Genomic DNA, 25,756 nt, shown 5'->3' on the forward strand with positions numbered 1-25,756 from the left:
CCGCAAGGCGCCGCGTACGGCCGTCAGGCGCCCGTACGCGGTGAGGGGGAGCCCGGGGGTCGACCGGCGCGCGTTAAGGGCTGCAGCGCCGCTCAGGGCGTTCAGGCTGCGTAGGGGCGCCGCGTCGGGCAGCCGCGGCGTACCAGGGCACCCGCAACACCCTCAACGCCCCTGCGCGCTCAGCTCCTTGGCTGCCTCGGCGAGGTCCTTGGCCGTGTCGATGGCGCGCCAGTACGCGCCGTGCGGAAGCGGGTAGCCGGCCAGTCGGCGTTCGCGGGCGAGGCGCGGGAAGGTCATGCGCTCGTGGTCGCCGCGTGCCGGCAGCAGGCCCGTGAAGGTGGCGGAGAAGACGTAGACGCCGGCGTTGATGAGGTACGGGGAGGGCGGCGCCTCGATGAAGTCCAGTACGTGCCCGAACGCGTCGGTCTCCACGATTCCCCAGGGGATGCGGGGGCGGGCCAGCGCCAGCGTGGCCTCGGCGTCGCGTTCGTGGTGGAAGGCCGCCATCTCGCGGAGCGGGAAGCGGGTCCAGATGTCGCCGTTGGTGGCGTACCAGGGTTCGTCCGGGCGGGGCAGCGAGCCGGCCGCGTACTTGAGGCCACCGCCGCGGCCCAGCGGCTCGGTCTCGACAACCGTCGTGACCCGCAAGGGGAGTTGCGCGTGGTCCAGCCACTCCTGGAGCACTTCGGCGAGGTGGCCGCACGAGATGACGACGTCCGTCACGCCCTCTTCGGCCAGCCAGTTCAGCTGATGGCCGATGATCGGGGTTCCGGTGCCGGGAATCTCGACCATCGGCTTGGGGCGGTCATCGGTGTACGGGCGGAGACGTGAGCCCTGGCCGCCGGCCAGGACCACGGCCTGCGTGGGGTACGAATGCTGGACGCCTGTCATGCTTCGCACCTTATGGGGTGCGCGGAACGGTCGGTGGCTAAGCGGGGCGGGGAACGGTCAGAGGCTGAGCGGGGTGGGAGCGGTCAGTGACTGAGCGGGGTGGGGACGGTCACTGGGCGCCGGCGACGCCGGTGGCGAAGGAGGTGTCGCAGACCGGGCGGGAGTAGGCCTGGGCGCGGTGCGCGGCACCGTACTTGGCGACCGCGGCCCGGCCGAGGTCACGTGCGATCGAGGCGCAGTGCCGGGCGAGCGAAGGGTGCTTGGTGGTCGCCTTCTGGAGGTCGGTGAGGGCGACGCCCGGGTCCTTCTCCTGGAGCTCGACCAGGAGGCGCTTGCGCAGGGCCTCCTGCGGGGCGACCGGGTTGGCCTTGGTGGAGGCCGTCCCGGAGGACGCGGTCAGCATCTGGGAGTCGGTGGCCGTCGTCGCCCACGGGACCCGGGTGACCGCGAGGGTCCCGGAGAGTACGAGGACGACGGGGAGGACGAGGGCGAGGGTTCTGCCGATGCGGCGGGCTGCGGAGTTCACGGTCGTGATGGTAGCGAGGAGTGATGATTTGGCGACATTTGGTCACCTTATCGAGCGACGTAATGCCTCGTCGGTCCAGTAGTGATGTTGACGCACTGGTACGAAAAGCCCGTTCTGTCCCGGTGGCACGGGCGCCGCACGGCCGTGAACGCAGCGGTGGCGGTGCCGGGTCCTACCCGCCACCGCCACCCCTCACACGCGGCACACCCGCTCCGGGCTCACGTCCCGGTGCGACGTGCGCAGCGCGCTCCCGCTCAGTCGGACAGGCGCTCCCCGGACGACGTCGAGAACACATGCGTCTCGCCCGGCCGCGGCACGACGTGCAGCTGGGTGCCCTTCTCCGGCACCTGGCGGCCGTTGACGCGGACGACCAGGTCCTTCACCTCGCCGCCGACCTCCGCGGTGCCGTACACGTAGCCGTCGGCGCCCAGTTCCTCGACGACGTTGACGGTGACGGCGAGGCCGGCCGGGGCGTCCGCGCTCTCCTTGGACAGCGACTTCGCCGCGGCGCCGTTCTGCTCGACGATGTCGAAGTGCTCGGGGCGGACGCCCACGGTCACCGTGCGGTCACCCTTGTCGGCGGCCGCGGTCAGCGCCTCCCGGCTCACCGGTACGACGCTGTTGCCGAACCTGACCCCGCCGTCGGTGATCGGCACCTCGACGAGGTTCATCGCCGGCGAGCCGATGAACCCGGCCACGAAGAGGTTCGCCGGCCGGTCGTACATGTTCCGCGGCGAGTCGACCTGCTGGAGCAGCCCGTCCTTGAGGACCGCGACCCGGTCGCCCATGGTCATGGCCTCGACCTGGTCGTGGGTGACGTAGACCGTCGTGATCCCGAGCCGGCGCTGCAGCCCGGCGATCTGCGTACGGGTCTGCACGCGCAGCTTCGCGTCCAGGTTGGACAGCGGTTCGTCCATCAGGAAGACCTGCGGCTCCCGCACGATCGCCCGGCCCATCGCGACCCGCTGCCGCTGACCACCGGACAGTGCCTTGGGCTTGCGCCCCAGGTACTCGGTGAGGTCCAGGATCTTCGCCGCGTCCTCGACCTTCTGCCGGATCTCGGACTTCGGCACGCCGGCGATCTTGAGCGCGAAGCCCATGTTGTCGGCGACGGTCATGTGCGGGTAGAGCGCGTAGTTCTGGAACACCATGGCGATGTCCCGGTCCTTGGGCGGAAGGTGGGTGACGTCGCGGTCCCCGATGCGGATGGCGCCCCCGTCGACGTCCTCCAGCCCCGCGAGCATCCGCAGGGAGGTGGACTTGCCGCATCCGGAGGGGCCGACCAGGACGAGGAATTCGCCGTCCTCGATGGCGATGTCCAACTTGTCGACGGCGGGCTTGTCGGAACCCGGGTAGATCCGGGATGCCTGGTCATAGGTGACCGTAGCCATGGTGATGAGTCCCTTCACCGGCAGGAACGTGCCGGACGATCCGAGTAAAAGGAGTGGTTTAGTCCACTGATGCAGACTTCCCCGTGACGCTACCCGCGCCGGCCCCCCGTGTCAGTAGTCCGTTCTCACAAATTAAGGAGCCGGGCACCCGGCCCGCCTGGGTACACTTCTTCCGGCACGCCTCCTTAGCTCAGCTGGTCAGAGCACCGCTCTTGTAAAGCGAAGGTCGTCGGTTCGAATCCGACAGGGGGCTCTGAATGTGAACGTAAAGGGATGAACGGGACGAAGCCCCGGGCCGGTGGTGGCCTGGGGCTTTGTGTGTTTCGTCCGGGGTTTGGGTGGTGCTTCCGGAGTCGGCCGGGAGGGGCGTGGGGGCGTCGGGGAGTCGCTCGTTGCGGCGGGTTTCGGGTGGGGTGGCGGGGTCCGCGGCGTAAGTTCGCCGGCATGGTGACTTCGATGACGCATGAGGACTACGAGCGGCGGTTGGAGCGGGCGGGGCGGGCGGCGGCCGTTGCCGGGCTGGCCGGGCTGCTGGTGACACCGGGGCCGGATCTGGTGTGGCTGTGCGGCTACCGGCCGCCCGCGGTCACCGAGCGGCTGACGGCACTGCTGATCGAGCCGGGCCGGCGCTCGCGGCTGCTGGTGCCCGTATTGGAGCAGCCGGATGCGGAGCACTCCGTCGGGGCGGCCGCGCTGGACGTGTCCGGGTGGAGCGACGGCGCGGACCCGTATGCGGAACTCGCCGAGTGGATGCGTCCGGAGGGGCGTTACGGGGTGTCCGACGCGACCTGGGCGCTGCATCTGCTGGGTTTCCAGCGGTCGGTGCCGGGGGCGTCGTACGCGGCGCTGACGGAGGTGCTGCCGATGCTGCGCGCCGTCAAGGACGCCCACGAGGTGGCGCGGCTGGCGGCGGCCGGGGCGGCCGCGGACGCGACGTACGAGAAGATCCTGGGCGTTCGCTTCGAGGGGCGGCGGGAGTCGGAGGTGGCCGCGGATTTGGCCCGGCTGCTGATCGAGCACGGGCACAGCCAGGTGGACTTCACGGTCGTCGGGTCGGGCCCCAACGGCGCCAATCCGCACCACGAGGCGGGGGAGCGGGTCATCGAGGACGGCGACATGGTCGTCCTTGACTTCGGCGGGCTGAAGGACGGGTACGGGTCGGACACGTCGCGCACCGTTCACGTGGGTGAGCCGTCCGCCGAGGAGCGCAAGGTGCACGACATCGTGCGGGAGGCGCAGCAGGCGGCCTTCGAGGCGGTGCGGCCGGGCATCGCCTGCCAGGACGTCGACCGGGTGGCCAGGAGGGTGATCAAGGCGGCGGGGTACGGCGAGTACTTCATCCACCGGACCGGGCACGGCATCGGGGTCACCACGCATGAGCCGCCGTACCTGGTGGAGGGCGAACATCTGCCCCTCGTACCGGGGATGTGTTTCTCGATCGAGCCGGGGATCTATCTGCCGGGGCGGTTCGGGGTGCGGATCGAGGACATCGTGACGTGCACGGAGTCGGGCGGCCGGCGGCTGAATGAGACGGCGCGGGGGATGGCGGTGGTGCGGTAGGGGGCAAGGGACGGGGGCCGGGGGGCGGCGATTGAGGGGTCTTTGCGCTGGTCAGGGGGCATTGTCAGTGGGGTGGTTCACGATGGGTGGTGACGGGTTCCGACGGGTGGATTCCGGCGGAGTGTGACGGGTTGCGTTGCGCGGGTGCGGGACGGGCGACGCTTGGGCGGTCGAGGTCGAGGTCGAAAGGGGTGATCGCGTGGCCGGGCGCGGTAAGGAGACGGTGCGGGCGGTGCGGCGGCCGGCGGTGCGGCTGCCGGAGCTGGTGGCGTACGACGGCGGGGAGTTGGAGGAGGACGGGGATTACGACGGGCTGGAGTTCGCGGACGCCGACTGGGCGCGGCAGTCGGCGCGTGGCGCGCGGTTCATGGACTGTGCGCTGCGTCGTTGCGGGCTCGACGAGACGGTGCTCGGCCGGGCCCGGATCATCGACAGCGTGCTGAGTGGGGTACGCGGGGTCGGGACGGACCTGTCCGGGGCGAGCCTGCGCGATGTCGAGGTCTCGGACGCCAGGCTGGGCGGGACGCAGTTGCACGGGGCGGTGCTGGAGCGGGTGGTGGTGCGCGGCGGGAAGATCGACTTCCCCAATCTGCGGAGCGCGAAGCTACGGGACGTCGCCTTCGAGGGGTGCGTGCTGATCGAGGCGGACTTCGCGGGTGCAGAGCTGGAGCGGGTCACGTTCGACGACTGCACCCTGGCGCGGATCGATTTTTCCGAGACGCGGATGAAGGACGTCGATCTGCGCGGCGCGGCGGCGGTGGACATCGCGCGGGGGATCGACCGGCTGTCGGGGGCGGTGATCAGTACGGCCCAACTGATGGATCTGGCACCGGCGTTCGCGGCGCAGGTGGGGGTGCGGGTGGAGTAGGGGAGGGGAGGGGAGGAGCGGAATAGAGGGAGAGGGGGAGAGGGGAGAGGGGGCGCTGGCGGGTGGGCTGTTTTGGGGGACCTGCGTTGGATGTTCTCTTCGGGCGGGCGGCGTCCGGGCGGCCCGGTGGGGGTCAGACGCGGGGGAAGCGGGACTGAAGGTCCCAGATGACGGGGTTGTCGCCTAGGCCGTCGTGCATGTCGGTGAGGTCGGCGATCAGGTCGTGCAGGAAGTCGCGGGCCTCGCGGCGGAGTGCGGCGTGGTTGAAGGTGAGTGGGGGCTCGTCGGCCGGCATCCAGTCGGCCTCGACGTCCACCCAGCCGAAGCGCCGCTCGAAGCGCATCCGGTCGGCGGACTCCGTGAAGTCGAGCTCGGCGTGGACGGGACGGGCCGAGCGGCTGCCGCGGGGGTCGGTGTCGAGCTGCTCGACGATGTCGCACAGTGCCCAGGCGAAGTCGAGGACCGGCACCCAGCCCCAGTCGGTGGACAGTTCGCGGTCCGCCGTGGTGTCGGCGAGGTAGACGTCGCCGCAGAAGAGGTCGTGGCGGAGCGCGTGCACCCCCGCGGTCCGGTAGTCCGTCTGCGGTGGGTCCGGAAAGCGGCGGGAGAGGGAGTAGCCGAGGTCGATCACGCCTTGATGGTGTCACGCCGGGTGGCGGGCGTTGGCGGGTGTTGGCGGGCGGACGTTCGCACCGGCACGTACCGGGACCGGCACGGACCGGGATGGGCACCGACCGGCACGGGCCGGGAGTGGCACCTACCGGGACCCGGCACGGACTTGCACTGACCACGACCGGCACCGACCGGCACCTACCGGGACCGGCACCTACCGGGACCGGCACGGGCTGGGACTGGCACGGACCGGGACCGGCTCCGATCGGCACCCACGGCGCGGGGGCATGGCGTCCGTTACGTCCGGCCATGACGGCGGGGCCGTCTGGGCGCGGAGGTCGCCTGTGGGGTGGGCCTGCCTTGCCTCGTGAGCCCTGGCTTGCCTCGCGGGAACGGGGGGTGGGGCGCCGTCAGGGAAGCAGGCGTTGTTCCTTGGCTACGGAGACTGCGCCGGCCCGGGTGTCCACGGAGAGCTTGTCGTAGATGCGGCCGAGATGGGTTTTGACCGTGGCCTCGCTGATGAACAGGGCGCGGGCGATCTCCCGGTTGCTCAGCCCGCGGGCGAGCTGGCCGAGGATGTCGAGTTCGCGGTCGGTGAGGGTGGGGCGCGGGCTGCGCATCTGGGCCAGTACCCGGTGGGCGACCGGTCCGGAGAGGGTGCTGCGCCCCGCGGCCGCGGCCCGGATGGCGGCGAACAGTTCCTCCGGCCGTTCGGCCTTGAGGAGATAGCCGGTGGCACCGGCGTCGATGGCGCGGGTGATGTCGGCGTCGGTGTCGTAGGTGGTCAGGACGAGGACGTGGGGGGTCGGGCCGGTCGGGCTGGGCGGGCTGGTGGCGCTGGCCGGGCGGGTTGGGGTGGGCGAGCTGGTGGGGAGGGTGGGGCCGGTCGAGGTGGCTGGGGTAGTGGGGCTGGGAGCGGTGGGTGCGGGTTTGGTGGGGCGGGCGGGCGGCGGAGTGGGTGCGGTTGGCGCAGTACCCGCGGGGTTCTCGGTTGCTGCGGCTTGGCGGGCGTCCGGTGCCTCTACGGTGTTGCCGCCCTTGGCGTCCTCCCGGGCGCGGGCGGTGATGCGGCGGGTGGCTTCGATGCCGTCGATGCCCGAGCCGAGTTGGAGGTCCATCAGGACGACGTCGGGGTGGAGCGCGGCGGCCAGCGCCACGGCCTCCTCGCCGTCGCCGGCCTCGGCGATGACCTCGATGCCGGGCGCGCTGCTGAGCAGGGCGAGCAGCCCGGCGCGGACGACCGCGTGGTCGTCGCAGAGCAGAACGCGTACGGGGGTGTGCGGCGCTTCGCCGGTGGAGGCGGTCGCGGAGGAGGTCATGGCGTGCGCTCCAGGGGGACGGCGGCGGACAGGACGGTGCCCTCGCCCGGTGCGGATTCAATGGTGAGCGTCCCGCCGAGCTGCCGCATCCGGGCGTGCATGGCGGGCAGGCCGTGGCCGCGCCCTTGCGCGGCGGCGGTGGTGAAACCCCGGCCGTCGTCGGCGATGTCGAGGACGACCTGGTCGTCCAGGTAGCTGAGGGTGAGAGTGACGGTGTGCGCGGCGGCCTGCTCACGGACGTTCGCGAGGGCGCCCTGGGCGATGCGTAGCAGCGCGGACTGGACCCGGTCCGGGAGCGGTACGGGGGTGCCGTCCTGGTGGAAGCGCACGCTCAGCCGCCCGCCGGGCCCGTCGCCGCCCGGCCCGCCCGTAGTGGCGCCGGTCGTGGGACCTGGCGTGGCGCCGGTCGTGGGACCCGGCGTGGGGCTGGTCGTCGGGCCCGTCGCGGGATCGGTTGTGGGGCCTGTCGCGTGAACGGACGCGTGACCGGTCGTGGGTCCCGTCGCATGAACGGACGTGTGGCCGGTCGTGGGGCTCGTCGCATGGCCGGTCGTACGGGTGGCCAGTCGGCGGAGGGCCTCCGGGAGGGGGGTGCCGCCGGCCAGGTCGGCCGGGGCGAGGTCGTGGACGAAACGGCGGGCCTCGGCGAGGTTGCGGGCGGTGATCTCGGTGGCCGTACGCAGATGACCGCGGGCGGTCGCCGGGTCGCTGTCCCAGGTCCGGTCGGCGGCCTGCAGTAGCATCTGCTGGCTGGACAGGCCCTGGGCGAGGGTGTCGTGGATCTCCATCGAGAGCCGCTGCCGCTCGGCGAGCGTGCCCTCGCGGCGCTCGGTGGCGGCCAGTTCGCGGCGGGTCCGCAGCAGATCGTCGATCAGCGCGCGCTGGCGGGACGCCTGCCGCTCCATGTGGACGAAGACGGCGGTGGCGAGCGCGGCGACGGCCGGCGGGGCCAGCACCAGGATCGGGTCGAAGTCGGTGGACAGCCGGAGTTGGGCGGCCACGACGAACGCCGTGAGCAGGCCGACCAGCACCGATGCGGCGCCGGCCGGCAGCGTCCGCAGGCCCGTGTAGAAGAGCGGCACGGCGCACCAGGCGAAGCTCGGCGCGAGCAGCACCACGACGACCCAGACCGTCACGACCGCAGCAAGCCAGAGCAGCCGGCGGGTGTCGGTCTGCCCGGTGTCTTGCGTATGAGGCCTACGGAGCGTGCGGGGTGTGCGGGGCATGTGAGGCGTACGAGGTGTGTGGGGCGTGCGGGGGTGGCGGGCGAGGGTTGGGCCGAGGATCTGGAGCAGGGCCAGGGTGATGCTGAGGGCGATGATCCACGGGGTGCGGGGCTCTCCCGGGTGCCGGAGCAGGAAGCGGGTGAGCGAGGCGGCGAGCAGCAGGAAGAACGTCAGGTGCAGCACCGGGCCGAACCAGCGGGCGTCGGGATCGCGGCCCGGGTCCGGGGCGCTTCCCCTCAGTACTGCGGTCGAGCCCGGCCCGGGGTCGGTGGTCGAGCCCGTGCCCGGGATGGCGGCCGACCCCGGGTCGGGGACGGTGACCCCGTCCCTGTTCGCGTCCTCGCCTGTGTCCCGGTCCATGGCGCTGCCCGCTTCCCTACCCGGGGCCTGGTACTGGTCCTGGTTCACGGTGCTGCCCGCTTGCGCGCCGGGGTCCTGGTCCACGGTGCTGCCGGCTTCCCTGGCCGGGGCGCCGTCCACGGTCGTGCCCGCTTCCCTGTCCCCGTTCGCGCCGCTGTCCGGCGGCGGCTGCTGAGTGATGTGCACCGTGGTCTCCTCGTAGGCCGACGTCCGTCAGACGGGCCCTGGCCGGGCGCCGACCTCGTAGTCGTCACCCGGGTAGTCGTAACCCGGGCGGAGCGGCGCCCGCATCAACCGATCGGTCGACACCGGTATCCCCCATCATGCACGGCGATCCCGGCCGGACCGCCGATCCGGGAGGACCGGTCCTCCTCCAGGTCAAGCGCCTTGACCAGGCGCCCACGCTCAAGGACATTCCCGGCACCCTCTTCCTGGCGGGCGGTGCGCCGGTCCGGGACGGGGACGCGCCGATCGCCGGGATCGGGGTGGCGGGGGCGCCGAGCGGGACCCTCGACGAGCAGTTCGCCCAGGCCGGAGCGCACGCCCTCGACGGCTAGCCAGCCCAATGGGCGGAGGGGAGGAGAGGCGGAGGGGTGCAGGGGGGCGGGACGCGCCCGAGCGGCGGACGGGCCGCAGGGGCTGGCACGGGCCGCAGGGCTGAACCGGCCGCAGCGCTGAACGAGCCGACGCGGCCACCTCAGCCCCGCGGCCCGGCTACGACAGCACCAGCGCCAGGCCCCCGCAGCCCGGCGACAACGGCGCCAGCAGCAAGTCCCGCACCCGCACCCGCACGCGCACCCGCACCCGCACCCGCGGCCCGTCTACGGCATCGTCAGCACCCGTGGTCCGTCCTCCGTCACCGCGATCGTGTGCTCGAAGTGGGCGGCCCGGCTGCCGTCGGCGGTGCGCAGGGTCCAGCCGTCGCCGTCCGTGACGTACGCGTCCGTGCCGCCGGCGAGGAACATCGGCTCGATGGCGATCACCAGGCCGGGGCGCAGCAGGAAGCCGCGGCCCGGCCGGCCGTCGTTCGGGACCGGCGGGTCCTCGTGCATCTGCCGGCCGATGCCGTGGCCGCCGAAGTCGCGGGAGATGCCGTAGCCGGCGGCGCGTCCGATGCTGCCGATCGCATGGGAGACGTCGCCGATCCGGGCGCCCGGTACGGCGGCCGCGATACCGGCCGCCAGCGCCCGTTGGGTGGTGTCCATGAGCCGCTCGTCCTCGGGGCGCGGGGTGCCGACCGTGAAGCTGATGGCGGCGTCGCCGGCCCAGCCGTCCACCACGGCACCGCAGTCGATGCTCACCAGGTCGCCGTCGCGCAGCCGGTACCCGTCCGGGATGCCGTGCACGATCGCGTCGTTGACGGATGCGCAGATGACGGCCGGGAACGGGGTGGGCGCGAACGACGGGCGGTAGCCGAGGAAGGGCGAGGTGGCACCGGCCTCGCGCAGCACCGCCCGGGCGACCTCGTCGAGTTCCAGCAGCCGCACGCCCGGCGCGGCGGCCGCGCGCACCGCGGCCAGTGCGTCGGCGACGACCCGGCCGGTCAGCCGCATGGCGTCCACCGCGGGCTCCGTCTTGATTTCCACCATGGATGACCTCCGCAGGTCAGAGGGCTGAGCCGGTATTTCTTTACCGGTAATTGTTTACCGGTATTAGTATCACGGGCATGGTGCGAACTCCACTGACTCCTTGGGAGCGGGAACGCGGTGAACGGCTCGGCGCGCTGCTGCGGGTGGCGCGTGGCGGGCGGAGCATGGTCGAGGTCGCGGCGGCGGCGGGACTGTCCGCCGAGACGCTGCGGAAGATCGAGACCGGCCGGGCGCCCACCCCGGCGTTCTTCACGGTCGCGGCGCTGGCCGGCACGCTCGGACTGTCCCTGGACGAGGTGGCGGTGCTGGCCACGCCGCCCGAACCGGCGAAGGGCGAGGGTGAGGGGGAGGGGAACGGCGGCGTGGCCGCCTGAAAACGCGCGCAGGGCCGGCCCCCGAAGGGGACCGGCCCTGAAGCAAGCCCGGGTCTGCGCGCCGGTGGTGCATCCGCGCCTCGGGCGCGGACCACTCAGCGACGGACCGCTCAGCCGCAGACCGCGCCGACAGAGGCCCTTAGCCCAGACCAGTCAGCCGCAGGCCGTGCGGACACGGCCGCTCAGCCGCGGCCCGCGCGGACGTCGATGGCTCAGACGTTGACGCCGAAGTCCTTCGCGATGCCGACCAGGCCCGACGCGTAACCCTGGCCCACGGCGCGGAACTTCCACTCCGCGCCGTTGCGGTACAGCTCGCCGAAGACCATGGCGGTCTCGGTGGCCGCGTCCTCGCTCAGGTCGTAGCGCGCGATCTCCGCGCCACCGGCCTGGTTGACGATACGGATGAAGGCGTTGCGCACCTGGCCGAAGTTCTGACTGCGGTTGTCGGCGTCGTAGATGGACACCGGGAAGACGATCTTGTCGATGTCGGCCGGCAGCGCCGCCAGGTTGACGTTGATCTGCTCGTCGTCGCCCTCGCCCTGGCCGGTGACGTTGTCACCGGTGTGCACGATCGACTGGTCCGGCGTGCTCTTGTTGTTGAAGAAGACGAAGTGCTGGTCGGAGTAGACCTTGCCGGTCGTGTTCACCGCGATCGCGCTCGCGTCGAGGTCGAAGTCCGTGCCGGTGGTGGTGCGGACGTCCCAGCCGAGGCCCACCGTGACGGCGGTCAGGCCCGGTGCCTCCTTGGTGAGCGAGACGTTGCCGCCCTTGGACAGGCTTACAGCCATGGGGATGTCCCTTTCCTAGTCAACGCGTCGAGTCGTCGGGCTCCGTGCTGGCACGAAGCTACCGTCACCCACCAGAACGTCGTCGGGGGACCGTGAGGTTCCACGTCTCTTTACTTTCTTTGCCCAATCCTGATGCCGGTCTTCAGGGGGCGCCGGTCTCCAAGGGGCATGCCGGTCTCCAGCGGGCGTGCCGGTGCCCGCGCGGCCTGCCGGTGTCCGTGTGGCGCACCGTGCTACTTGCCCGCTCATGGGCGGAATCTGATGTGCGGCCAGGTCAAGGGGCGTGAAAAGCGGGTGACGGTGCGGTCGGATCCGCGGGATCATAGGGGCATGTCCGGGCCCCATGTCATCCGCGGTTCGGTCGTCCTTCCCGAGGCCGAGCTCGTCTGGCGTTTCTCGCGGTCCTCGGGTCCGGGCGGCCAGCACGTCAACACCAGCGACAGCCAGGTCGAGCTGCGCTTCGACCTCGGCAGCACGCAGGCGCTGCCGCCGGTGTGGAAGGAGCGTGCGCTGGAGCGGCTGGCCGGCCGGCTGGTCGACGGCGTGCTGTCGGTACGCGCCTCCGACCACCGCTCCCAGTGGCGCAACCGCGAGACCGCGGCCGTCCGGATGGCCGCGCTGCTCGCCGAGGCCAGCGCGCCGCCGCCCAAGCCGCGCCGGAAGTCGCGGATCCCACGGGGCATCAACGAACGCCGGCTGCGCGAGAAGAAGCAGCGCAGTGACACCAAGCGCGGCCGCTCGGGCCGCGACTGGACCTGAGCGGCGGAGCCAGCCGCCCGCCGCGGCCCACCGACCCGCTTTCCGGGCCCCGCAGCCCACCGACCCGCTATCCCGGCCCCGCCCTGGTCCCGTAGCTCGCCGCCCTGCTCCCTCCCGGCCCCTCACCCCAACTGCCGGTACCGCCCCCGGAAGTACGTCAGCGGTCCGTCGTCCTCGTTGGGGATGCCGGTGGCCAGGACCCGCCCGATGACGAGGGTGTGGTCGCCGGCCGTGACGCGCTGCTCGGTGCGGCACTCCAGGGTCGCCAGCGCACCGCCGATGAGCGGGGCGCCGGATGCTTCGCCCCGTACGTGCGCGATGTCCTCGAAGAGAAGCCGGTCGCTGATGCGGCCCTTCATGGCGAATCGTCCGGCGATCTGCCGTTGGTGCCCCGAGAGGACGGAAACGGCCCACAGCGGCTGCTCCGCCAGCAGGTCGTCCATCCGGGAGCCGTTGCGAACGCTCACCATCACCAGCGGCGGGTCGAGCGACACGGAAAGGAAGGCGGTGGCGGTCATGCCGGCGTCCTCGCCGCGCGGCCCGGCGTCCGGGTCGTGGGCGGTGATCAGTACGACGCCGGCGGCGAGCCGGGACAGGGCGGCGCGGAACTCGTCGTCACTCACCCCCACAGCATGCGGGATCGGCGCGCCACCCGGCGTGGCGGCCGGCGCGACGGTGGGGGCGGTGGTGGCGGCGGGCCGGGCGGCCGCCGCATCGACAGGGGTTTCCGTGAACACGCCATGAACGCTAACTTCCCGCCGTCCGGGCGCGCATCGGACCCCGGGACCACCCGCGTCCTAGGTCCAGCGACGGAGGTCGTATACAGGTGACAGAACGCTCGGAATTTGCGTTCAGAAAGTGTAGAAAGAGTGAAGGCGGGTTCGCCGGGACGGGATGGTGGGGCACGGTCAACGCTCGCTCACCGTCTGTGACTTGAGTCACAGACGCTTCTAATTGTTGACCCTGTGTACCGAGTGAAGAGCTCACTGTGATTCAGTGAGCGTGGAATCGGACGACAAGAATCGTGGAGTCTGCTGTCGAGGTCTCAGGGGAGCGAGCGATGGAGACCGAGTCGGAGCCATACGTCCGTCTTGCGACCCTGCGGCAGCTGCACCAAGTGGTCGCCGAACTGAACACCGCACGCAGCCTTGCGGACACCTTGCAGACCGTCGCCGACGGCGCCGTCAACGGCCTCGGCTACGAACTGTCCGCGGTCAACCTCGTGCGGCCCGACGGCGACCTCGTGGTGGCCGCGGTCGCCGGCAGCGCGGGTGCCGAGGCCCTGATGGCCGGCCGGGTCGGCTCGCGCTCCTCCTGGGACCGCCGGCTGTCCATGGGGGAGCGGTGGGGCGACCTGTGCTTCATCCCGTACACCGAGGGCTGGGTGCTGGACGACGACGACGTGCCGCAGTGGCACACGGCCGGGCCGGCGCCGCGCTTCCCCGACGAGTGGCACCCGATGGACCGCCTCTTCGCGCCCATGTACACCGCGGGCAACGGCGGCGGCGAACTGCTCGGCGTGATCTCCGTCGACCGCCCGCGCAACGGCCGCCGCCCCGGCCCCTGGGGCCAGGAAGCGCTGCAGATGTACGCCTTCCAGTCCGCGATCGCGATCAGCAACGCCCGGCTGCGGGCGAACATGCAGCGCGCCCTGGTCCGGCTGGAGCGCGAGCAGCAGGCCCTGCGCGCCAGCGAGGAAAGCTTCCGACAGGCCTTCGAGTACGCGCCGAGCGGGATGGCCGTGGCCGAAATGGGCGGGGACCAGCACGGGCGGCTGCTACGGACCAATGACGCGCTGTGCCGGCTGCTCGGCCGTACGGCCTCCGGGCTGCGCCGCTACTCCTTCTCCGACCTCGTCCACCCCGAGGACATCGGCACCCTGCTGCGCACCTCCGCCGAGGGCGGCCGTGCCGAGCTGCGGCTGGCCCGCCGCGACGGCACGTACGTGTGGGTCTCGCTGCGCAACTCCGTCGTCGCCGACACCGCCGACGGCCCCCGCTACCTGCTCACCCACGTCGAGGACATCGAGGAGCGCAAGCGGCACGAGCTCCAGCTCGCACACCGGGCCAGCCACGACTCGCTGACCGGCCTGCCGAACAGCGCCGAACTGCGGGCCCGGCTCGGCGCCCGGCTGTGTTCCCGGCCGGCCGGCTCGCTGGCCGACGCCTACGCCTCCTCGGGCGGCGCGGACCCGCGGGACCCGCACGGCTTCCGGCCGGACGGCAACGAGCCCTTCGACGGCGTCGACGGCTTCGAGGGCAAGGCCCCGGTCCCGTTCGACCACCACGTCCACCTCGTCGCCCCCGCGGACGGGCCGGCCGACGACGGCTCCAAGGGGCTCGCGGTCCTCTTCTGCGACCTCGACGGCTTCAAGTCGATCAACGACCGCTTCGGGCACAACACCGGCGACGCGGTGCTGATCGAGGTCGCCCGCCGGCTGACCAGCGGCGTACGGGACGGCGATACGGTCGCCCGGCTCGGCGGCGACGAGTTCGTGGTGCTCGCCGACGGTCTGGGCACGGCCGACGCCCAGGACCTCGCGGTGCGGCTGCGCAACGCGATCATCCCGCCGATCCGGGTGGAGGGCCGGGCGGTCCGGGTGGGTGCCAGCTTCGGCATCGGCTGGGCGAGCTGCGGGATGACCGCCGAGGAGGTCCTGGAGTCGGCGGACCAGCGGATGTACGTCGAGAAGCGCTCCCGGTCGAAGGCGAACCGGCGGGCGGCGGGCTGACCCCGGGCGGCTGACCACGGACGGCGGACCACGGGCGCTCCGCGGTGGACCGGGCAGGGCTGTGCGGCGGACCGGCCGGGGCTCGGCGGGGAAACGCGGCCGCCGCGCGGCGCATCTCACATCCGCGGCCCGCCGGCCCCCGCACCAGCAGTTCACCGATCCGTAGCGATCTTGTGGCCCGCCGGGCCCGGTGTGGTCCGGACGCGAGGGGGTAGGCTGCGCCGATGCGGCGCGGCGCCGCCGGGGGCCCGGACCAGAGATTCGCGCAGAAGACGTCTGCGCACGCGTACCGACCGACGCGTTCATCACGCGCACACATCGCTTGGGAGTGACACGGAATGACGGCCGGCAACAACGGCGCGGACACGCCGGAGAACGACGACCCCTTCGCCTACCTCTACCGCGCGGAAGGCGGCGAGGGCGGGGCACCGGGCTCGCCGGGCGCCGGCGGGGCGGCCCGGCAGCCGGGGGTGCCGCGCACGTCGTACAACCAGGTGCGGGCGGTCGGCCAGCGCCAGTACGGCCAGCAGGCCCAGCAGCCGGTCACCTACGGCCAGCAGAACGCGACCTACGCCGCGCCGGAGACGCTGCCCGGCGGCGACCGCACCCGGGGCGTGCCGGCGCCCGGCCACGGCGGCGAGCCGGAGCCGCGCCGCCGCAACGGCCTGCTGATCGGTGCCGTCGCGGTGGTCGCGGTGGTCTGCATAGGCATCGGCGTCGCGATGCTCACCAACAACGGCGACGACACCAAGAACGCCAACGCCGGCAAGTCCGGCCCGACGGCCGGTGACACCGTCAAGCCGAGCGAACAGCCCCACACCAAGCCCAAGCCCGGCGAACTCCCCAAGGAGGACGCGGGCAGCCTGCGGCTGGACGGCGGCGCGACGACGGCGAAGGACGTGCCCGGGGCCCGCTCGGCCGGCGGGACGTACATCGGCGGCATGAACACCCCCGGCGCCTCCGCCACATGGACGGTCGACGTGGACACCGCCGGCAAGTACAAGCTCTGGGTCGGTTACGGCGTGCCCGGCAAGGACGCCAACCTCACGCTGAACGTGAACGGCACGACGATCCCCCGCCCGGTCAACATGGGGAACTTCGCCCACGGCCCCGAGGGCGCCTGGGACAAGGGCTGGACCAAGACCTGGTCGTACGTCCAGCTGAACAAGGGCACCAACACCGTCAAGCTGTCCTGCGAGAGCGGCAACCAGTGCGACGTGAACCTCGACCAGGTCTGGCTGGCCCGGCCCTGAGACCCGCCGGGGCCGGTTCAGGCCGCCGTCGGATGATCCGTCACCACCACGCGCTCCAGCAGCTCCTCGTACGTCGTCCGGTCGAACTCGCCGGCCGCGGGGGCCCGGACCGTCGCGGCGGACAGGGCCACCGCGCGGGCCAGGCGTGCGGGCCAGGGGAGGTCCTCCACCAGTCCGGACAGCAGGCCGGCGACCGCGGAGTCGCCGGCGCCGGTCGGATTGCCGGCGAACCGCCGGGGCGGGGCGGCCTGCCAGGCGCCGTCGGCGGTGACCGCCAGCATCCCGTCCGGGCCCAGTGAGGCGGCCACCGCGTGCGCGCCGCGGCGGCGGGTGTCGCGGGCGGCGCGCAGCGGCTCGGTGCTGCCGGTCAGGGCGGCCAGCTCGTCGGCGTTGGGCTTGGCGAGGTCGGGGCGGGCGGCCAGACCCCGGCGCAGCGGTTCGCCGCTGGTGTCGAGGAGGACGGGGACGCCGGCGGTGCGCGCGGTGCGGGTGAGGCGGGCGTAGACATCGACCGGGACGCCCGGTGGCAGGCTGCCGCACAGCGCCACCGCCCGGGCCTCGCCCAGCAGTTCGCGGTAGGTGCCGAGGAAGGTGTCCCATTCGGCGGGGGAGACGGTCGGGCCCGGCTCGTTGAGCTGGGTGGTGTCCCCGGTGGTCGCGTCGACGAGGGCGACCGTGCGGCGGGTGGCGCCGCCGACCGGGACCAGGGCGTCGGTGACCGCCGTCTCGGCGAGCAGGGCGCGCAGCGCGTCCCCGGTGCCGCCGCCCGCGAAGCCGGTGGCGACCGTGCGGTGGCCGAGCGCGGCCAGCACCCGGGCGACGTTCACGCCCTTGCCGCCGGGGCGCTCGGACACCTCGGTGATCCGGTTCGTGCGGTGCGGGCGGAGCCGGGGCACGCGGTAGGTGATGTCCAGGGCGGCGTTCAGCGTGACCGTGAGGATCATGGTCGCCCCTCCGGGTAGTCATGGCCGGGCGGCGGCCTGGGTCGGGCAACCGCGCACGGCGGTGGCATGCGGACAAGTGCGCGAGCGATCATGCCATCGTCGGTGGCGGTTGGCCCAGACCCGCAGCTCACCTCACGCGCTCTGCGGCCGCACCACCCACTCGCCCCGGCGCATCACCCCGACCAGGGCGAACGCCGCGTCCAGCACCACCAGGTCGGCGTCCTTGCCGGCCGCCAGGGAGCCGGTGCGGTCGTCGATCCCCAGCAGCCGGGCCGGGGTGGCCGACAGTGCCTGGACGGCCTGGTCCACCGTCAGGCCGTCGACGAGGACGGCGCGTTGGAACGCCCGGTCCAGGGTGAGCGTGGAGCCCGCGATGGAGCCGGCCGTGGGGCCGTCGGCGATCCGGGCCACCCCGTCCCTGACCTCGACCTGCATGGGCCCGAGCGGATACCTCCCGTCGTCCATGCCGGCCGCGCCCATGGCGTCCGTGATGAACGCGACCCGGCCGCCGCCCGCCTCACGCACGGCCAGCTGGAGCATCGCGGGGTGCAGATGGGTGCCGTCGTTGATCAGCTCGACGGTGATCCGCTCGTCCTCCAGGAGCGCGGCGACCGGCCCCGGCGCCCGGTGGCCGAGCGGCGGCATCGCGTTGAAGAGGTGGGTGGCGACGGTGGCGCCCGCGTCGATGGCCTGCCGGGCCGCCTCGTAGGACGAGTCGGTGTGGCCGACGGCGGCGATCACCCCGGCGTCGGAGAGCAGCCGCACGGAGGCCAGCCCGCCGGGCAGTTCGGGGGCGACGGTCATCATCGCGGCGGTGCCGTGGGCCGCGTCGAGGAGCTTGCGGACGTCGGACGGGTCCGGGTCGCGCAGCAGTCCCGGCTGGTGGGCGCCGCAGCGCTGCGGGGAGATGAACGGGCCCTCGAAGTGGATCCCGGCCAGCTCGCCCTGTTGGACCAGTTCGGCCAGCACCGCGGCCTGCCGGGCGAGTTCGGACAGCTCGCCGGTGACCGTGGAGGCGACCATCGAGGTGGTGCCGTGCCGGCGGTGGGTCTCGACGACCGTCATGCACTCGCCGGGGTCGGCGGACGAGAACGAGCCGCCGCCCCCGCCGTGCACGTGCATGTCGACGAAGCCGGGCACGACCAGGTGGCCGGTCAGGTCCACGGCGTCGGCGCCGCGGTCCTCGGTCAGGTCGGCGTCGCGGCTGTGGACCGCGGTGATCCGGCCGCCCTCGACGGTGATCCGGCCGCGCTCGACGACGCCGGACGGGCGGGCGATCCGGGCGCCGGTCAGGACGGTGCGCCGGGGACCCGCGGCGGGCTGCACGGACAGTTGCTGTGCCATCAGGCGGTTACCTCCGTGGAGAGAAGATCCCGGGCGAGGAGTCCCGCGCCCAGGCACCCGGCGGCGTCCCCGAGGGCCGCCGGAACGATCGAGGGGAGCCGCTGGAACGTAACGCGCCGCCGGACCGCTTCCCGCAGAGGCGTGAACAGCGTGTCGCCCGCCTCGGCCAGTCCGCCGCCGATGATCAGCATCTCCGGGTCGAGCAGGGTCAGCCCGGTGACCAGGCCGTCGGCCAGCGCGTCCACCGCGTCCCGCCACACCGCCCGGGCCCGTTCGTCGCCGGACGCCACGGCCTTGGCCGCGTCCGCCGCGCCGGCCCCGGGGTCGCCGCAGGCCGCCGCCCAGTCCCGGCCGACCGCGGCGGCCGAGGCCAGCGTCTCCAGGCAGCCCCGCTGCCCGCAGCCGCAGGCCCGCCCCCCGGGCCGTACGACGATGTGGCCGATCTCGCCGGCGCTGCCGTGCGCCCCGGCCTCGATGCGGCCGCCGATGCCGATGGCACCGGCGATACCGGTGCCCAGCGGGACGAACAGGAAGCGGCCGGCGTCCCGGCCGGCGCCGATCCGGCCCTCGGCCAGGCCGCCGGTGCGCACGTCGTGGCCGAGCGCGACCGGGATCCCGCCGAGCCGCTCGGAGAGCAGCGCCCGCAAAGGGACGTCCCGCCAGCCGAGGTTCGCGGCGTAGACGGCGGTGCCCGAGGCCTCGTCGACGATGCCGGGGACCGCGACGCCGGCGGCCTCGGCGGGGGTGCCGAAGCGGGCGGTGCCGAGGTCGCGGAGCTCGGCGGCGAAGCCGAGGATCGTCTCGACCACCGCGTCGGGGCCGCGTTCGCGGCCGGTGGGCCGCCGTGCCTCGTAGAGCAGGGCGGGCGGTGTCTTCCCGGACGGTTCGGGATCCGCCCCTACGAGGGCGGCCTTCATCCCGGTGCCGCCCACATCCAGGGCGATGACATGTCTCACGGGAACAGTTTCGCGCGATGCGCCCCGAAAGGTCTAGTCCACTCACCGGAGCGGTCCGGGTGAAGGAAGTGTGGGAGCCCGATACCGAAGCGCAACCACCTGTGGTGTAGACCTTGTATCGGACGCGGGTGGAAACTCGCTGTTCACGCCGGGCGAGGGCGATCCCCGAGACGGTGTCGAGGAACCCGGCAAGCACGGAATTTCGGGACAGGAAAAGGGCGGTAACAGCGGGTGCAGCGGCGGTACTTGAGCCTGGCGGCGGCAGCAACGGCCACCACCATGACACTGACACTCACCGGCTGCGGCGGCGGATCGGGGGACGACGACGTCACCCTCAAGCTGATCGCCGCGGACTACGGTGACAGCGAGGCCAACAGCTCCCAGCACTACTGGGACCAGCTCGCCCGCGCCTTCGAGAAGAAGCACCCCGGCATCAAGATCGACGTCGAGGTCGACAGCTGGACCAACGTCGACAAGCACGTCGAGGACCTGGTCAAGGCGGGCAAGGCCCCCGACCTCGCGCAGATAGGCGCGTACGCCGACTACGCGGCCAAGGGCAAGCTCTACAGCGCCGACCAGCTGCTCTCCATACCGGTGCAGGCCGACTTCACCCCCGCCCTCGCGGAGACCGGCGAATACCACCGCGTCCAGTACGGCCTGCCCTTCGGCGCCAGCACCCGGCGGCTCTTCTACAACAAGAAGCTGTTCACCCAGGCCGGCATCACCAGCCCGCCGAAGACCTGGGACGACATCGCCCACGACGCCGCCCTGCTGAAGGCACACGGCGTCAAGATGCCCTACGCACTGCCGCTCGGCCCCGAGGAGACCCAGGCCGAGACGCTGATGTGGATGCTCAGCGGCGGCGGCAGCTACACCGACAGCATCGGCAAGTACCAGATCAACTCGCCCGAGAACATCAAGACCTTCAACTGGCTGAAGAACGACCTCGTCGCCAAGGACCTGACCGGCAGCGACCCCGCCAAGCTCAACCGCGAGGACGCCTTCGCCGGCTTCGCCGCCGGTGACGTCGGCATGCTCAACGGCCACCCCACCCTCATGAAGCAGGCCGAGGCCAAGGGCATCGACTACGGCACCGTCGACCTGCCCGGCGTCAAGGGCCCGGCCAAGACCACCATGGGCGTCGCCGACTGGATGATGGCGTTCAAGCAGAACGGCCACCGCGCCGAGGCCGGCAAGTTCCTCGACTTCGTCTACAGCGACAAGAACGTCGAGAAGTTCTCCGGCGAGTACGGCCTGCTGCCCGTCACCACCTCCGCCTCCGAGGCGATGATGGCCGACGACCACTACGCCAAGCTGCACAGCTTCCTCAAGCAGCTGGCCGGCGCCGAGTTCTACCCGGCGGACAAGACCTCCTGGCCGCTGGTCTCCAAGACCATCAAGGCCAGGATGGGCGCCGCGGTCGGCCCGAACGGCAACCCGGCCGGTGTGCTCACCGACATCCAGAACACCGCGGACACCGAGGACAACAGCGGCGAGTGAGGCCGCGCGCGGGGGACCGGGCCACCCGCCCGGCCCCCGCCCCGTCCGACCGTGCGCTTATCGTGGGAACGTGATGACGAGCGGCACCGGCAGTACGGACGACCCGCAGGCCACCGGCGGCGCGGGCGGCTCCGGGCTGTCCGCCAGGGACGAGGCGGTGCTCGCCGTCGAGCGCCGCTCCTGGCCGGGCCCCGGCCCCAAGGAACGGGCCATCCGCGAACGCCTCGGCCTCTCCCCGACCCGCTACTACCAGCTCCTCAACGCCCTGCTGGACGACCCCCGCGCGCTCGCCCACGACCCCGTCACCATCAACCGCCTGCGCCGGATACGCGAGGCGCGCCGCGCCCGCCGCTGATCGGAGGGGCCTGCCGCGCACCGCGACCCGTCGGCCCGATGCGCCCGTGCACCGGCCGTGCGCCCGCCCACCGCCGGTAGGGTCGGCGGCATGGGCAGCCCCCCGAACGTGCCGACTCCCGTCACCCCCGCCGGCCGCGACGGCCTCGCCGCGCTGCTGGCCCACCCGGAACGCGCCGTCGTCGCCCTCGACTTCGACGGCACCCTCGCCGACATCGTCCCCGACCCGGAAAAGGCCCGCGCCCACGACGGCGCGGTCGCCGCCCTCGGGCGCCTCGTGCCGCGCCTGCGCGCCGCCGCGGTGATCACCGGCCGCCCGGCCACCGTCGCGGTCCGCCTCGGCGGCTTCGCCGCCGTCCCCGGACTGGACCACCTCACCGTCCTCGGCCACTACGGCGCCGAGCGCTGGGAGGCGTCCACCGGCACCGTGCACGCCCCGCCGCCGCACCCCGGCATCGCCGCCATACAGGCCGAACTCCCCGGCGTCCTGGACACCTCCGGCGTCTGGCACGGCACTTGGGTCGAGACCGCCATCGAGCGCAAGGGCGGCCGGGCCATCGCCATCCACACCCGCCGCGCCGACGACCCCCAGGGCGCCTTCGAGCGGCTGCGCGCACCGCTCACCGCGCTGGCCGAACGCCACGGCCTGATCGTCGAACCGGGCCGCCTGGTCCTCGAACTCCGTCCGCCCGGGATGGACAAGGGCGTCGCGCTCGCCGACTGGATCCGCGAAACCGGCGCCTCGACGGTCCTCTACGCCGGCGACGACCTCGGCGACCTGGCCGCCTTCGCCGCCGTCGAAAAACTCCGCTCCGAGGGCCTGACCGGCCTCCTGGTCTGCAGCGGCAGCAACGAGGTCACCGAACTCGCCGACCGCGCCGACCTGGTCGTCGCCGGCCCGACCGGCGTCGTGGACCTGCTGGGCGCGCTGGCGGCCCACCTCGACACCCGCTGAGCCGGACGCGCTACCTCCCCGCCCGCTCGATCCCCAGCACCGCCTCCGCCGTCGTCCAGTCCCGTGCGATGGCCTGCTGGGCCTCCGTCAGGTCGGCCTTGCCCGCGCAGATCGCGGCCTTGAGGCGGTTCTCCACCACGTCCTTGGGGTTGTTGGGGCCGGCGCCCGGCCGGTGCCCGGGCGACGGCGGCTCGACCCAGAGGTTGCGCGGATCGTTGGGGTCGCCGCCCAGCTGGAGGCTGATGAGGTGGTCGTACTCGGCGTCGTGCAACGGGCCGGTGTAGCCGTACGAGGCGGCGTTGGCCTGCTTCTCCCGGCCGGTGATGTTCACCGGGGGCCGGATGTCCTTGGTGTAGCCGCTCCGGCAGATCGTCGATCTGAGGGTCGCCGCGGTCACCTTGGGGTTCGTCGCGCCCGGCGTGCACTTCGGGTCCGGCAGCGGCTGCTTGCCGGCGGTGTGGCGGGCATGGCAGGTGCCGGGGGCGGGCTGCCGCTGCACGGTGTACGCACCCTGGGGGCCCGGCCCCACGGCTATCGCCCCCGAGGGCGAGGCGGGGGACGACGCCCCCGAACCGGCCGAACCCCCCTTGGCGTCGGGATGGGTCCGGGCGGACGAACACCCGCCGGCCGCGAGGGCCAGCACGGCGACGGCCGCCATCGTGGACGTACGGACGGAAGACGGCAGGGCACGCGCGGAGTTCGGCATGGAGAAAGAACTACCCCACCGCGGCCCGGAACAGCCCGCGCCCCGGCTTCCCGGCCCCGCCTCCCCGCTGCGCCCCGCGCCACCTTCCCGCTGCGCCCGGCCCCGCCTCCCCGCTGCGCCCCGCGCCGCCCCGATCACCCCTCCCGCAACGCCGCCAACTGGTCCAGGAACCAGCGGGCCGGCGGCAGCGCGGTGGCCGCCGCGGCCAGCCGCTCGGTGCGCTCCGCCCGCTCCCCGGCCTTCATCGACAGCGCCTCGTGCAGCGCCCGCGCCGTGCCGCCCACGTCGTACGGATTGACCGTCAGCGCCGCGGACCCCAACTCCTCGTGGGCGCCGGCCTCCCGCGACAGCACCAGCGCGCAGCCCTCCTCGGACACCACCGGGATCTCCTTCGCGACGAGGTTCATCCCGTCCCGGATCGGATTGACCAGCGCCACGTCCGCGAGCCGGTACGCCGCCAGCGACCGCGCGAAGTCGTCCTTCACGTGCAGCACCACCGGCCGCCAGTCCGCCGTGCCGAACTCGGCGTTGATCTCCTCGGCCAGCCGCCCCACCTCCGCGGTGTACTCCCGGTACACCGCCAGGTCCTGCCGCGAGGGGTACGCGAAGGCCACGTGCACCACCCGCTCCCGCCACTCCGGCCGGTCCACCAGCAGCTCCCGGTACGCCAGCAGCCCGCGCACGATGTTCTTCGACAGCTCCGTACGGTCCACCCGCACGATGCTCCGGCGCGCCGCCCCGTCCGGGCCGGTGCCGATCTGCTCGCGCAGTGCCGCCAGCCGCTCCTCCACGTCCGACCGCCGCGACCGCTCCCGCAGGAACCCGGCGTCCGCCCCCAGCCCGTACACCCCGAGCCGGGTGCCGCCGGTGCCGCCCAGCACCTCGGCGCAGCACGCGCTGAACGCGTCCGCCCAACGGTGCGTCAGGAACCCCAGCTGGTCGGCGCCCGTCATCCCGCGCAGCAGCTGCTCGGCGATCCCGTCCGGCAGCATCCGGAAGTACTCCGGCGGCGCCCAGGGGGTGTGCGAGAAGTGCGCGATCTTCAGGTCCGGCCGCAGCGCCCGCAGCATCCCCGGCACCAGCGCCAGGTGGTAGTCCTGCACCAGCACCGCCGCGTCCCGGCCCGCCTCGTCGGCGAGCGCCTGTGCGAAGGCGTGGTTGTACGCCTCGTACGCCCCCCACTGCCGCCGGAACTCCGCGTCGAAGACCGGCTCCAGCGGCGTCTGGTAGAGCATGTGGTGGACGAACCACAGCACCGAATTGGCGATGCCGTTGTAGGCGTCGGCGTGCACATGGGCCGGGATGTCCAGCATCCGGACGCACTGTCCACCGGTGTCGGCCGGGTCCAGCGCGCCCCCGGTCCGCCGCGCTGCCTCCCGGTCGCCCTCGCCGAGCGCGGCACACACCCACACCGCATCCGTCTCGGGACCGATCGCCGACAGCCCCGACACCAGCCCGCCCCCGCCCCGCTTCGCGGTCAGCGCCCCGTCCTCGCCCAGGGCGTACGAGACCGGTCCGCGATTGGACGCGACGAGAACCTCGGCACCTGCGTTCACCACACTGCGCTCGGAGACCATGTCGCGAGATTAACCAGTGACAGATCCGTGCAAACGTGCGACGCGGGTCAGGCCGCCCGCCTGGCCGCGTATTCCGGGACGTCGGCCATGGGCGGCCGTTCCTCGGTGTCCACGTCCGTGGTGCGGGGCACGAAGCCCGCCTCGCCGCGGTCGAACTGGGTGAGCCGGGGCCGCACCAAGTGGCCGCGGGCCAGCCGGAGTTGGGCGGTGCGGTAGATCGCGGCGGCCATCCGGCCGAGGGCCTGGCCGTCCTGATGGCGGTGCTTGCGTACGCCGACGTCCACCTGGGCGAGGGCGTCCAGGCCGACGGTGTGCAGCGCGTCGACGAGCAGACCCAGCTCGACGCCGTAGCCGACCGGGAAGGGCAGCCGCTCCAGCAGGGCCCGGCGGGCCGCGTACTCGCCGCCCAGCGGCTGGACGAAACCGGCCAGCTGCGGCCAGTGGAGGTTGAGCAGCGGACGGGCGACGAGTTCGGTGACCCGGCCGCCCTGGCCCGGCCCCGCGCCCTCGCCCCCGGTCTCCAGCGGGCGGTCGTACATCGCCTTGACGAACTGCAGGTCCGGATCGGTCAGCAGCGGGCCGACGATCCCGGAGACGAAGGTCGCGGAGAACTCGCGCAGATCGGCGTCGACGAAGCAGATGATGTCGCCGGTGGTCGCGAGGAGCGAGCGCCACAGCACCTCGCCCTTGCCGGGGACGGCGGGGATCCGCGGCAGCACCGTGTCACGGTGGACGACCTTGGCGCCGGCCGCCGCCGCGACCTCGGCCGTCCGGTCGGTGGAACCGGAATCCAGCACCACCAGCTCGTCGACCAGCGGGACGTCGTCGGTCATCAGCTCGGCACGGATCGTCGCCACGATCGTGCCGACCGTCGCCTCCTCGTCCAGCGCGGGCAGCACGACGCTGACCGTCCGGCCCGTCTGGCGCTTGGCCGCCAGCAGCTGCTCCAATGGGCGATCGGCAGCCGACCAGGAGCGGCTGCGCAGCCAGCGCTCCACCTCTTCCAGCACGTCTACGACTCCTCGGTGGCCGCCGGTGCAGCGGTCGGTATGTGATCCATCGTGTGATCCATCTCGCGGTTCGGACGACTATCTCAACTGTCAGTGCCTTCGGTTACAGTCTTGAACAACGCGGATGACCCTCGCATGTCGGGGTCGCCACGCGACAAACGCC

At 72.8% G+C, this 25,756-nt stretch carries 24 protein-coding genes, 1 tRNA gene and 1 pseudogene; 11 read left to right on the top strand and 15 right to left on the bottom strand.

Annotated features, from left to right (window positions below):
• Positions 1–162: 162 nt before the first annotated feature.
• The 3 genes from ACGF4C_RS22700 to ACGF4C_RS22710 all read right to left on the bottom strand — a co-directional run bounded on the left by ACGF4C_RS22700 (position 163) and on the right by ACGF4C_RS22710 (position 2,808).
• Entirely contained in the window at positions 163–891 is a 729-nt protein-coding gene (locus ACGF4C_RS22700) for an NDP-sugar synthase (protein WP_393568627.1), read from the bottom strand.
• A gap of 109 nt (positions 892–1,000) precedes the next feature.
• On the bottom strand, positions 1,001–1,417 hold the full coding sequence (locus ACGF4C_RS22705; protein ID WP_030414372.1) for a hypothetical protein: 417 nt from the start codon (positions 1,415–1,417) through the stop codon (positions 1,001–1,003).
• A 254-nt stretch (positions 1,418–1,671) separates the two neighbouring features.
• Complete coding sequence (locus tag ACGF4C_RS22710; RefSeq protein WP_393568629.1) at positions 1,672–2,808, bottom strand: ABC transporter ATP-binding protein; 1,137 nt, start codon at positions 2,806–2,808, stop codon at positions 1,672–1,674.
• A 179-nt stretch (positions 2,809–2,987) separates the two neighbouring features.
• On the opposite strand from ACGF4C_RS22710, the gene ACGF4C_RS22715 reads away from it, so the two are divergent.
• The 3 genes from ACGF4C_RS22715 to ACGF4C_RS22725 all read left to right on the top strand — a co-directional run bounded on the left by ACGF4C_RS22715 (position 2,988) and on the right by ACGF4C_RS22725 (position 5,236).
• Positions 2,988–3,061 (top strand) — tRNA-Thr (locus tag ACGF4C_RS22715).
• 203 nt (positions 3,062–3,264) lie between these two features.
• A complete protein-coding gene (locus ACGF4C_RS22720) occupies positions 3,265–4,368 on the top strand; it encodes a M24 family metallopeptidase (RefSeq protein WP_393568631.1) in 1,104 nt (367 codons plus the stop codon).
• 223 nt (positions 4,369–4,591) lie between these two features.
• Positions 4,592–5,236, top strand: coding sequence for a pentapeptide repeat-containing protein (locus ACGF4C_RS22725; RefSeq protein ID WP_393568718.1), 645 nt, complete (start codon positions 4,592–4,594; stop codon positions 5,234–5,236).
• Between the two features lie 133 nt (positions 5,237–5,369).
• Here the strand turns inward: ACGF4C_RS22725 and ACGF4C_RS22730 are convergent, their stop codons facing one another.
• From ACGF4C_RS22730 to ACGF4C_RS22740, 3 genes are all read right to left on the bottom strand, one after another.
• On the bottom strand, positions 5,370–5,867 hold the full coding sequence (locus ACGF4C_RS22730; protein ID WP_393568632.1) for a hypothetical protein: 498 nt from the start codon (positions 5,865–5,867) through the stop codon (positions 5,370–5,372).
• 391 nt (positions 5,868–6,258) lie between these two features.
• Positions 6,259–7,167: a response regulator gene (locus ACGF4C_RS22735; protein ID WP_393568634.1), complete on the bottom strand. Its 909-nt coding sequence runs from the start codon at positions 7,165–7,167 to the stop codon at positions 6,259–6,261.
• Positions 7,164–8,753 (bottom strand): sensor histidine kinase, encoded by a 1,590-nt coding sequence (locus ACGF4C_RS22740; RefSeq protein ID WP_393568719.1) that lies wholly within the window; start codon positions 8,751–8,753, stop codon positions 7,164–7,166. The genes ACGF4C_RS22735 and ACGF4C_RS22740 overlap by 4 nt, the downstream gene beginning before the upstream one ends.
• Before the next feature lie 377 nt (positions 8,754–9,130).
• Between ACGF4C_RS22740 and ACGF4C_RS22745 the strand changes: the two are divergent.
• A pseudogene (locus ACGF4C_RS22745) lies at positions 9,131–9,310 on the top strand (heme-binding protein); the annotation flags it as partial.
• Positions 9,311–9,574: 264 nt separating this feature from the next.
• On the opposite strand, the gene map reads toward ACGF4C_RS22745, so the two are convergent.
• The gene (gene map, locus ACGF4C_RS22750) at positions 9,575–10,342 is read right to left on the bottom strand and encodes a type I methionyl aminopeptidase (RefSeq protein WP_393568636.1); all 768 of its coding nucleotides are present in this window, start codon (positions 10,340–10,342) and stop codon (positions 9,575–9,577) included.
• Between the two features lie 77 nt (positions 10,343–10,419).
• Between map and ACGF4C_RS22755 the strand changes: the two genes are divergently transcribed.
• A complete protein-coding gene (locus ACGF4C_RS22755) occupies positions 10,420–10,716 on the top strand; it encodes a helix-turn-helix domain-containing protein (RefSeq protein WP_393568638.1) in 297 nt (98 codons plus the stop codon).
• 212 nt (positions 10,717–10,928) lie between these two features.
• Here ACGF4C_RS22755 and ACGF4C_RS22760 read toward each other — a convergent pair whose 3' ends face one another.
• Positions 10,929–11,504, bottom strand: a complete 576-nt coding sequence (locus ACGF4C_RS22760; RefSeq protein WP_261956221.1) for a TerD family protein — start codon at positions 11,502–11,504, stop codon at positions 10,929–10,931.
• Between the two features lie 330 nt (positions 11,505–11,834).
• On the opposite strand from ACGF4C_RS22760, the gene arfB reads away from it, so the two are divergent.
• Complete coding sequence (gene arfB, locus ACGF4C_RS22765; RefSeq protein WP_393568639.1) at positions 11,835–12,263, top strand: alternative ribosome rescue aminoacyl-tRNA hydrolase ArfB; 429 nt, start codon at positions 11,835–11,837, stop codon at positions 12,261–12,263.
• 122 nt (positions 12,264–12,385) lie between these two features.
• Here the strand turns inward: arfB and ACGF4C_RS22770 are convergent, their stop codons facing one another.
• Positions 12,386–13,000: a flavin reductase family protein gene (locus tag ACGF4C_RS22770; protein ID WP_393568640.1), complete on the bottom strand. Its 615-nt coding sequence runs from the start codon at positions 12,998–13,000 to the stop codon at positions 12,386–12,388.
• Between the two features lie 323 nt (positions 13,001–13,323).
• Here ACGF4C_RS22770 and cdgB point away from each other — a divergent pair, with 323 nt between their 5' ends.
• A complete protein-coding gene (cdgB, locus tag ACGF4C_RS22775) occupies positions 13,324–14,994 on the top strand; it encodes a diguanylate cyclase CdgB (RefSeq protein ID WP_030414926.1) in 1,671 nt (556 codons plus the stop codon).
• A gap of 338 nt (positions 14,995–15,332) precedes the next feature.
• On the top strand, positions 15,333–16,247 hold the full coding sequence (locus ACGF4C_RS22780; protein WP_393568642.1) for a CBM35 domain-containing protein: 915 nt from the start codon (positions 15,333–15,335) through the stop codon (positions 16,245–16,247).
• 17 nt (positions 16,248–16,264) lie between these two features.
• Here ACGF4C_RS22780 and pfkB read toward each other — a convergent pair whose 3' ends face one another.
• The 3 genes from pfkB to ACGF4C_RS22795 all read right to left on the bottom strand — a co-directional run bounded on the left by pfkB (position 16,265) and on the right by ACGF4C_RS22795 (position 19,452).
• Positions 16,265–17,191 (bottom strand): 1-phosphofructokinase, encoded by a 927-nt coding sequence (gene pfkB, locus ACGF4C_RS22785; protein ID WP_393568644.1) that lies wholly within the window; start codon positions 17,189–17,191, stop codon positions 16,265–16,267.
• Positions 17,192–17,323: 132 nt separating this feature from the next.
• Positions 17,324–18,535: an N-acetylglucosamine-6-phosphate deacetylase gene (gene nagA / locus ACGF4C_RS22790; RefSeq protein WP_393568646.1), complete on the bottom strand. Its 1,212-nt coding sequence runs from the start codon at positions 18,533–18,535 to the stop codon at positions 17,324–17,326.
• Positions 18,535–19,452: an ROK family protein gene (locus ACGF4C_RS22795; protein ID WP_393568720.1), complete on the bottom strand. Its 918-nt coding sequence runs from the start codon at positions 19,450–19,452 to the stop codon at positions 18,535–18,537. The genes nagA and ACGF4C_RS22795 overlap by 1 nt, the downstream gene beginning before the upstream one ends.
• A 270-nt stretch (positions 19,453–19,722) precedes the next feature.
• Here ACGF4C_RS22795 and ACGF4C_RS22800 point away from each other — a divergent pair, with 270 nt between their 5' ends.
• From ACGF4C_RS22800 to otsB, 3 genes are all read left to right on the top strand, one after another.
• Positions 19,723–20,991 carry an extracellular solute-binding protein gene (locus ACGF4C_RS22800; RefSeq protein WP_393568648.1) on the top strand — a complete coding sequence of 423 codons (1,269 nt, stop codon included), beginning with the start codon at positions 19,723–19,725 and terminating at the stop codon, positions 20,989–20,991.
• Positions 20,992–21,064: 73 nt separating this feature from the next.
• Positions 21,065–21,346 (top strand): DUF3263 domain-containing protein, encoded by a 282-nt coding sequence (locus ACGF4C_RS22805; protein ID WP_030810538.1) that lies wholly within the window; start codon positions 21,065–21,067, stop codon positions 21,344–21,346.
• 90 nt (positions 21,347–21,436) lie between these two features.
• Positions 21,437–22,300 carry a trehalose-phosphatase gene (otsB, locus tag ACGF4C_RS22810; RefSeq protein WP_393568650.1) on the top strand — a complete coding sequence of 288 codons (864 nt, stop codon included), beginning with the start codon at positions 21,437–21,439 and terminating at the stop codon, positions 22,298–22,300.
• 10 nt (positions 22,301–22,310) lie between these two features.
• On the opposite strand, the gene ACGF4C_RS22815 is transcribed toward otsB, so the two are convergent.
• The 3 genes from ACGF4C_RS22815 to ACGF4C_RS22825 form a co-directional block, all read right to left on the bottom strand.
• Positions 22,311–23,006, bottom strand: coding sequence for a hypothetical protein (locus tag ACGF4C_RS22815; protein ID WP_393568651.1), 696 nt, complete (start codon positions 23,004–23,006; stop codon positions 22,311–22,313).
• A 134-nt stretch (positions 23,007–23,140) separates the two neighbouring features.
• On the bottom strand, positions 23,141–24,583 hold the full coding sequence (locus ACGF4C_RS22820) for a trehalose-6-phosphate synthase (RefSeq protein ID WP_393568653.1): 1,443 nt from the start codon (positions 24,581–24,583) through the stop codon (positions 23,141–23,143).
• Between the two features lie 47 nt (positions 24,584–24,630).
• The gene (locus tag ACGF4C_RS22825) at positions 24,631–25,593 is read right to left on the bottom strand and encodes a glucosyl-3-phosphoglycerate synthase (protein ID WP_393568655.1); all 963 of its coding nucleotides are present in this window, start codon (positions 25,591–25,593) and stop codon (positions 24,631–24,633) included.
• Positions 25,594–25,756 lie beyond the last annotated feature (163 nt).

The organism is Streptomyces sp. NPDC048197, from assembly GCF_043202395.1.
Classification (GTDB): domain Bacteria; phylum Actinomycetota; class Actinomycetes; order Streptomycetales; family Streptomycetaceae; genus Streptomyces; species Streptomyces siderophoricus.

Excerpts from the sequence above, each read along its gene's own strand:
- ACGF4C_RS22755 (WP_393568638.1), top strand. The coding sequence starts at position 10,420 with ATGGTGCGAACTCCACTGACTCCTTGGGAGCGGGAACGCGGTGAACGG.
- nagA (WP_393568646.1), bottom strand. The coding sequence starts at position 18,535 with ATGGCACAGCAACTGTCCGTGCAGCCCGCCGCGGGTCCCCGGCGCACC.
- ACGF4C_RS22710 (WP_393568629.1), bottom strand. The coding sequence starts at position 2,808 with ATGGCTACGGTCACCTATGACCAGGCATCCCGGATCTACCCGGGTTCC.
- ACGF4C_RS22815 (WP_393568651.1), bottom strand. The coding sequence starts at position 23,006 with ATGCCGAACTCCGCGCGTGCCCTGCCGTCTTCCGTCCGTACGTCCACG.
- ACGF4C_RS22780 (WP_393568642.1), top strand. The coding sequence starts at position 15,333 with ATGACGGCCGGCAACAACGGCGCGGACACGCCGGAGAACGACGACCCC.
- ACGF4C_RS22760 (WP_261956221.1), bottom strand. The coding sequence starts at position 11,504 with ATGGCTGTAAGCCTGTCCAAGGGCGGCAACGTCTCGCTCACCAAGGAG.
- pfkB (WP_393568644.1), bottom strand. The coding sequence starts at position 17,191 with ATGATCCTCACGGTCACGCTGAACGCCGCCCTGGACATCACCTACCGC.
- otsB (WP_393568650.1), top strand. The coding sequence starts at position 21,437 with ATGGGCAGCCCCCCGAACGTGCCGACTCCCGTCACCCCCGCCGGCCGC.
- ACGF4C_RS22740 (WP_393568719.1), bottom strand. The coding sequence starts at position 8,753 with ATGGACCGGGACACAGGCGAGGACGCGAACAGGGACGGGGTCACCGTC.
- arfB (WP_393568639.1), top strand. The coding sequence starts at position 11,835 with ATGTCCGGGCCCCATGTCATCCGCGGTTCGGTCGTCCTTCCCGAGGCC.
- ACGF4C_RS22805 (WP_030810538.1), top strand. The coding sequence starts at position 21,065 with ATGACGAGCGGCACCGGCAGTACGGACGACCCGCAGGCCACCGGCGGC.
- ACGF4C_RS22820 (WP_393568653.1), bottom strand. The coding sequence starts at position 24,583 with ATGGTCTCCGAGCGCAGTGTGGTGAACGCAGGTGCCGAGGTTCTCGTC.
- cdgB (WP_030414926.1), top strand. The coding sequence starts at position 13,324 with ATGGAGACCGAGTCGGAGCCATACGTCCGTCTTGCGACCCTGCGGCAG.
- ACGF4C_RS22700 (WP_393568627.1), bottom strand. The coding sequence starts at position 891 with ATGACAGGCGTCCAGCATTCGTACCCCACGCAGGCCGTGGTCCTGGCC.
- ACGF4C_RS22795 (WP_393568720.1), bottom strand. The coding sequence starts at position 19,452 with ATGAAGGCCGCCCTCGTAGGGGCGGATCCCGAACCGTCCGGGAAGACA.
- ACGF4C_RS22735 (WP_393568634.1), bottom strand. The coding sequence starts at position 7,167 with ATGACCTCCTCCGCGACCGCCTCCACCGGCGAAGCGCCGCACACCCCC.
- map (WP_393568636.1), bottom strand. The coding sequence starts at position 10,342 with ATGGTGGAAATCAAGACGGAGCCCGCGGTGGACGCCATGCGGCTGACC.
- ACGF4C_RS22720 (WP_393568631.1), top strand. The coding sequence starts at position 3,265 with ATGACGCATGAGGACTACGAGCGGCGGTTGGAGCGGGCGGGGCGGGCG.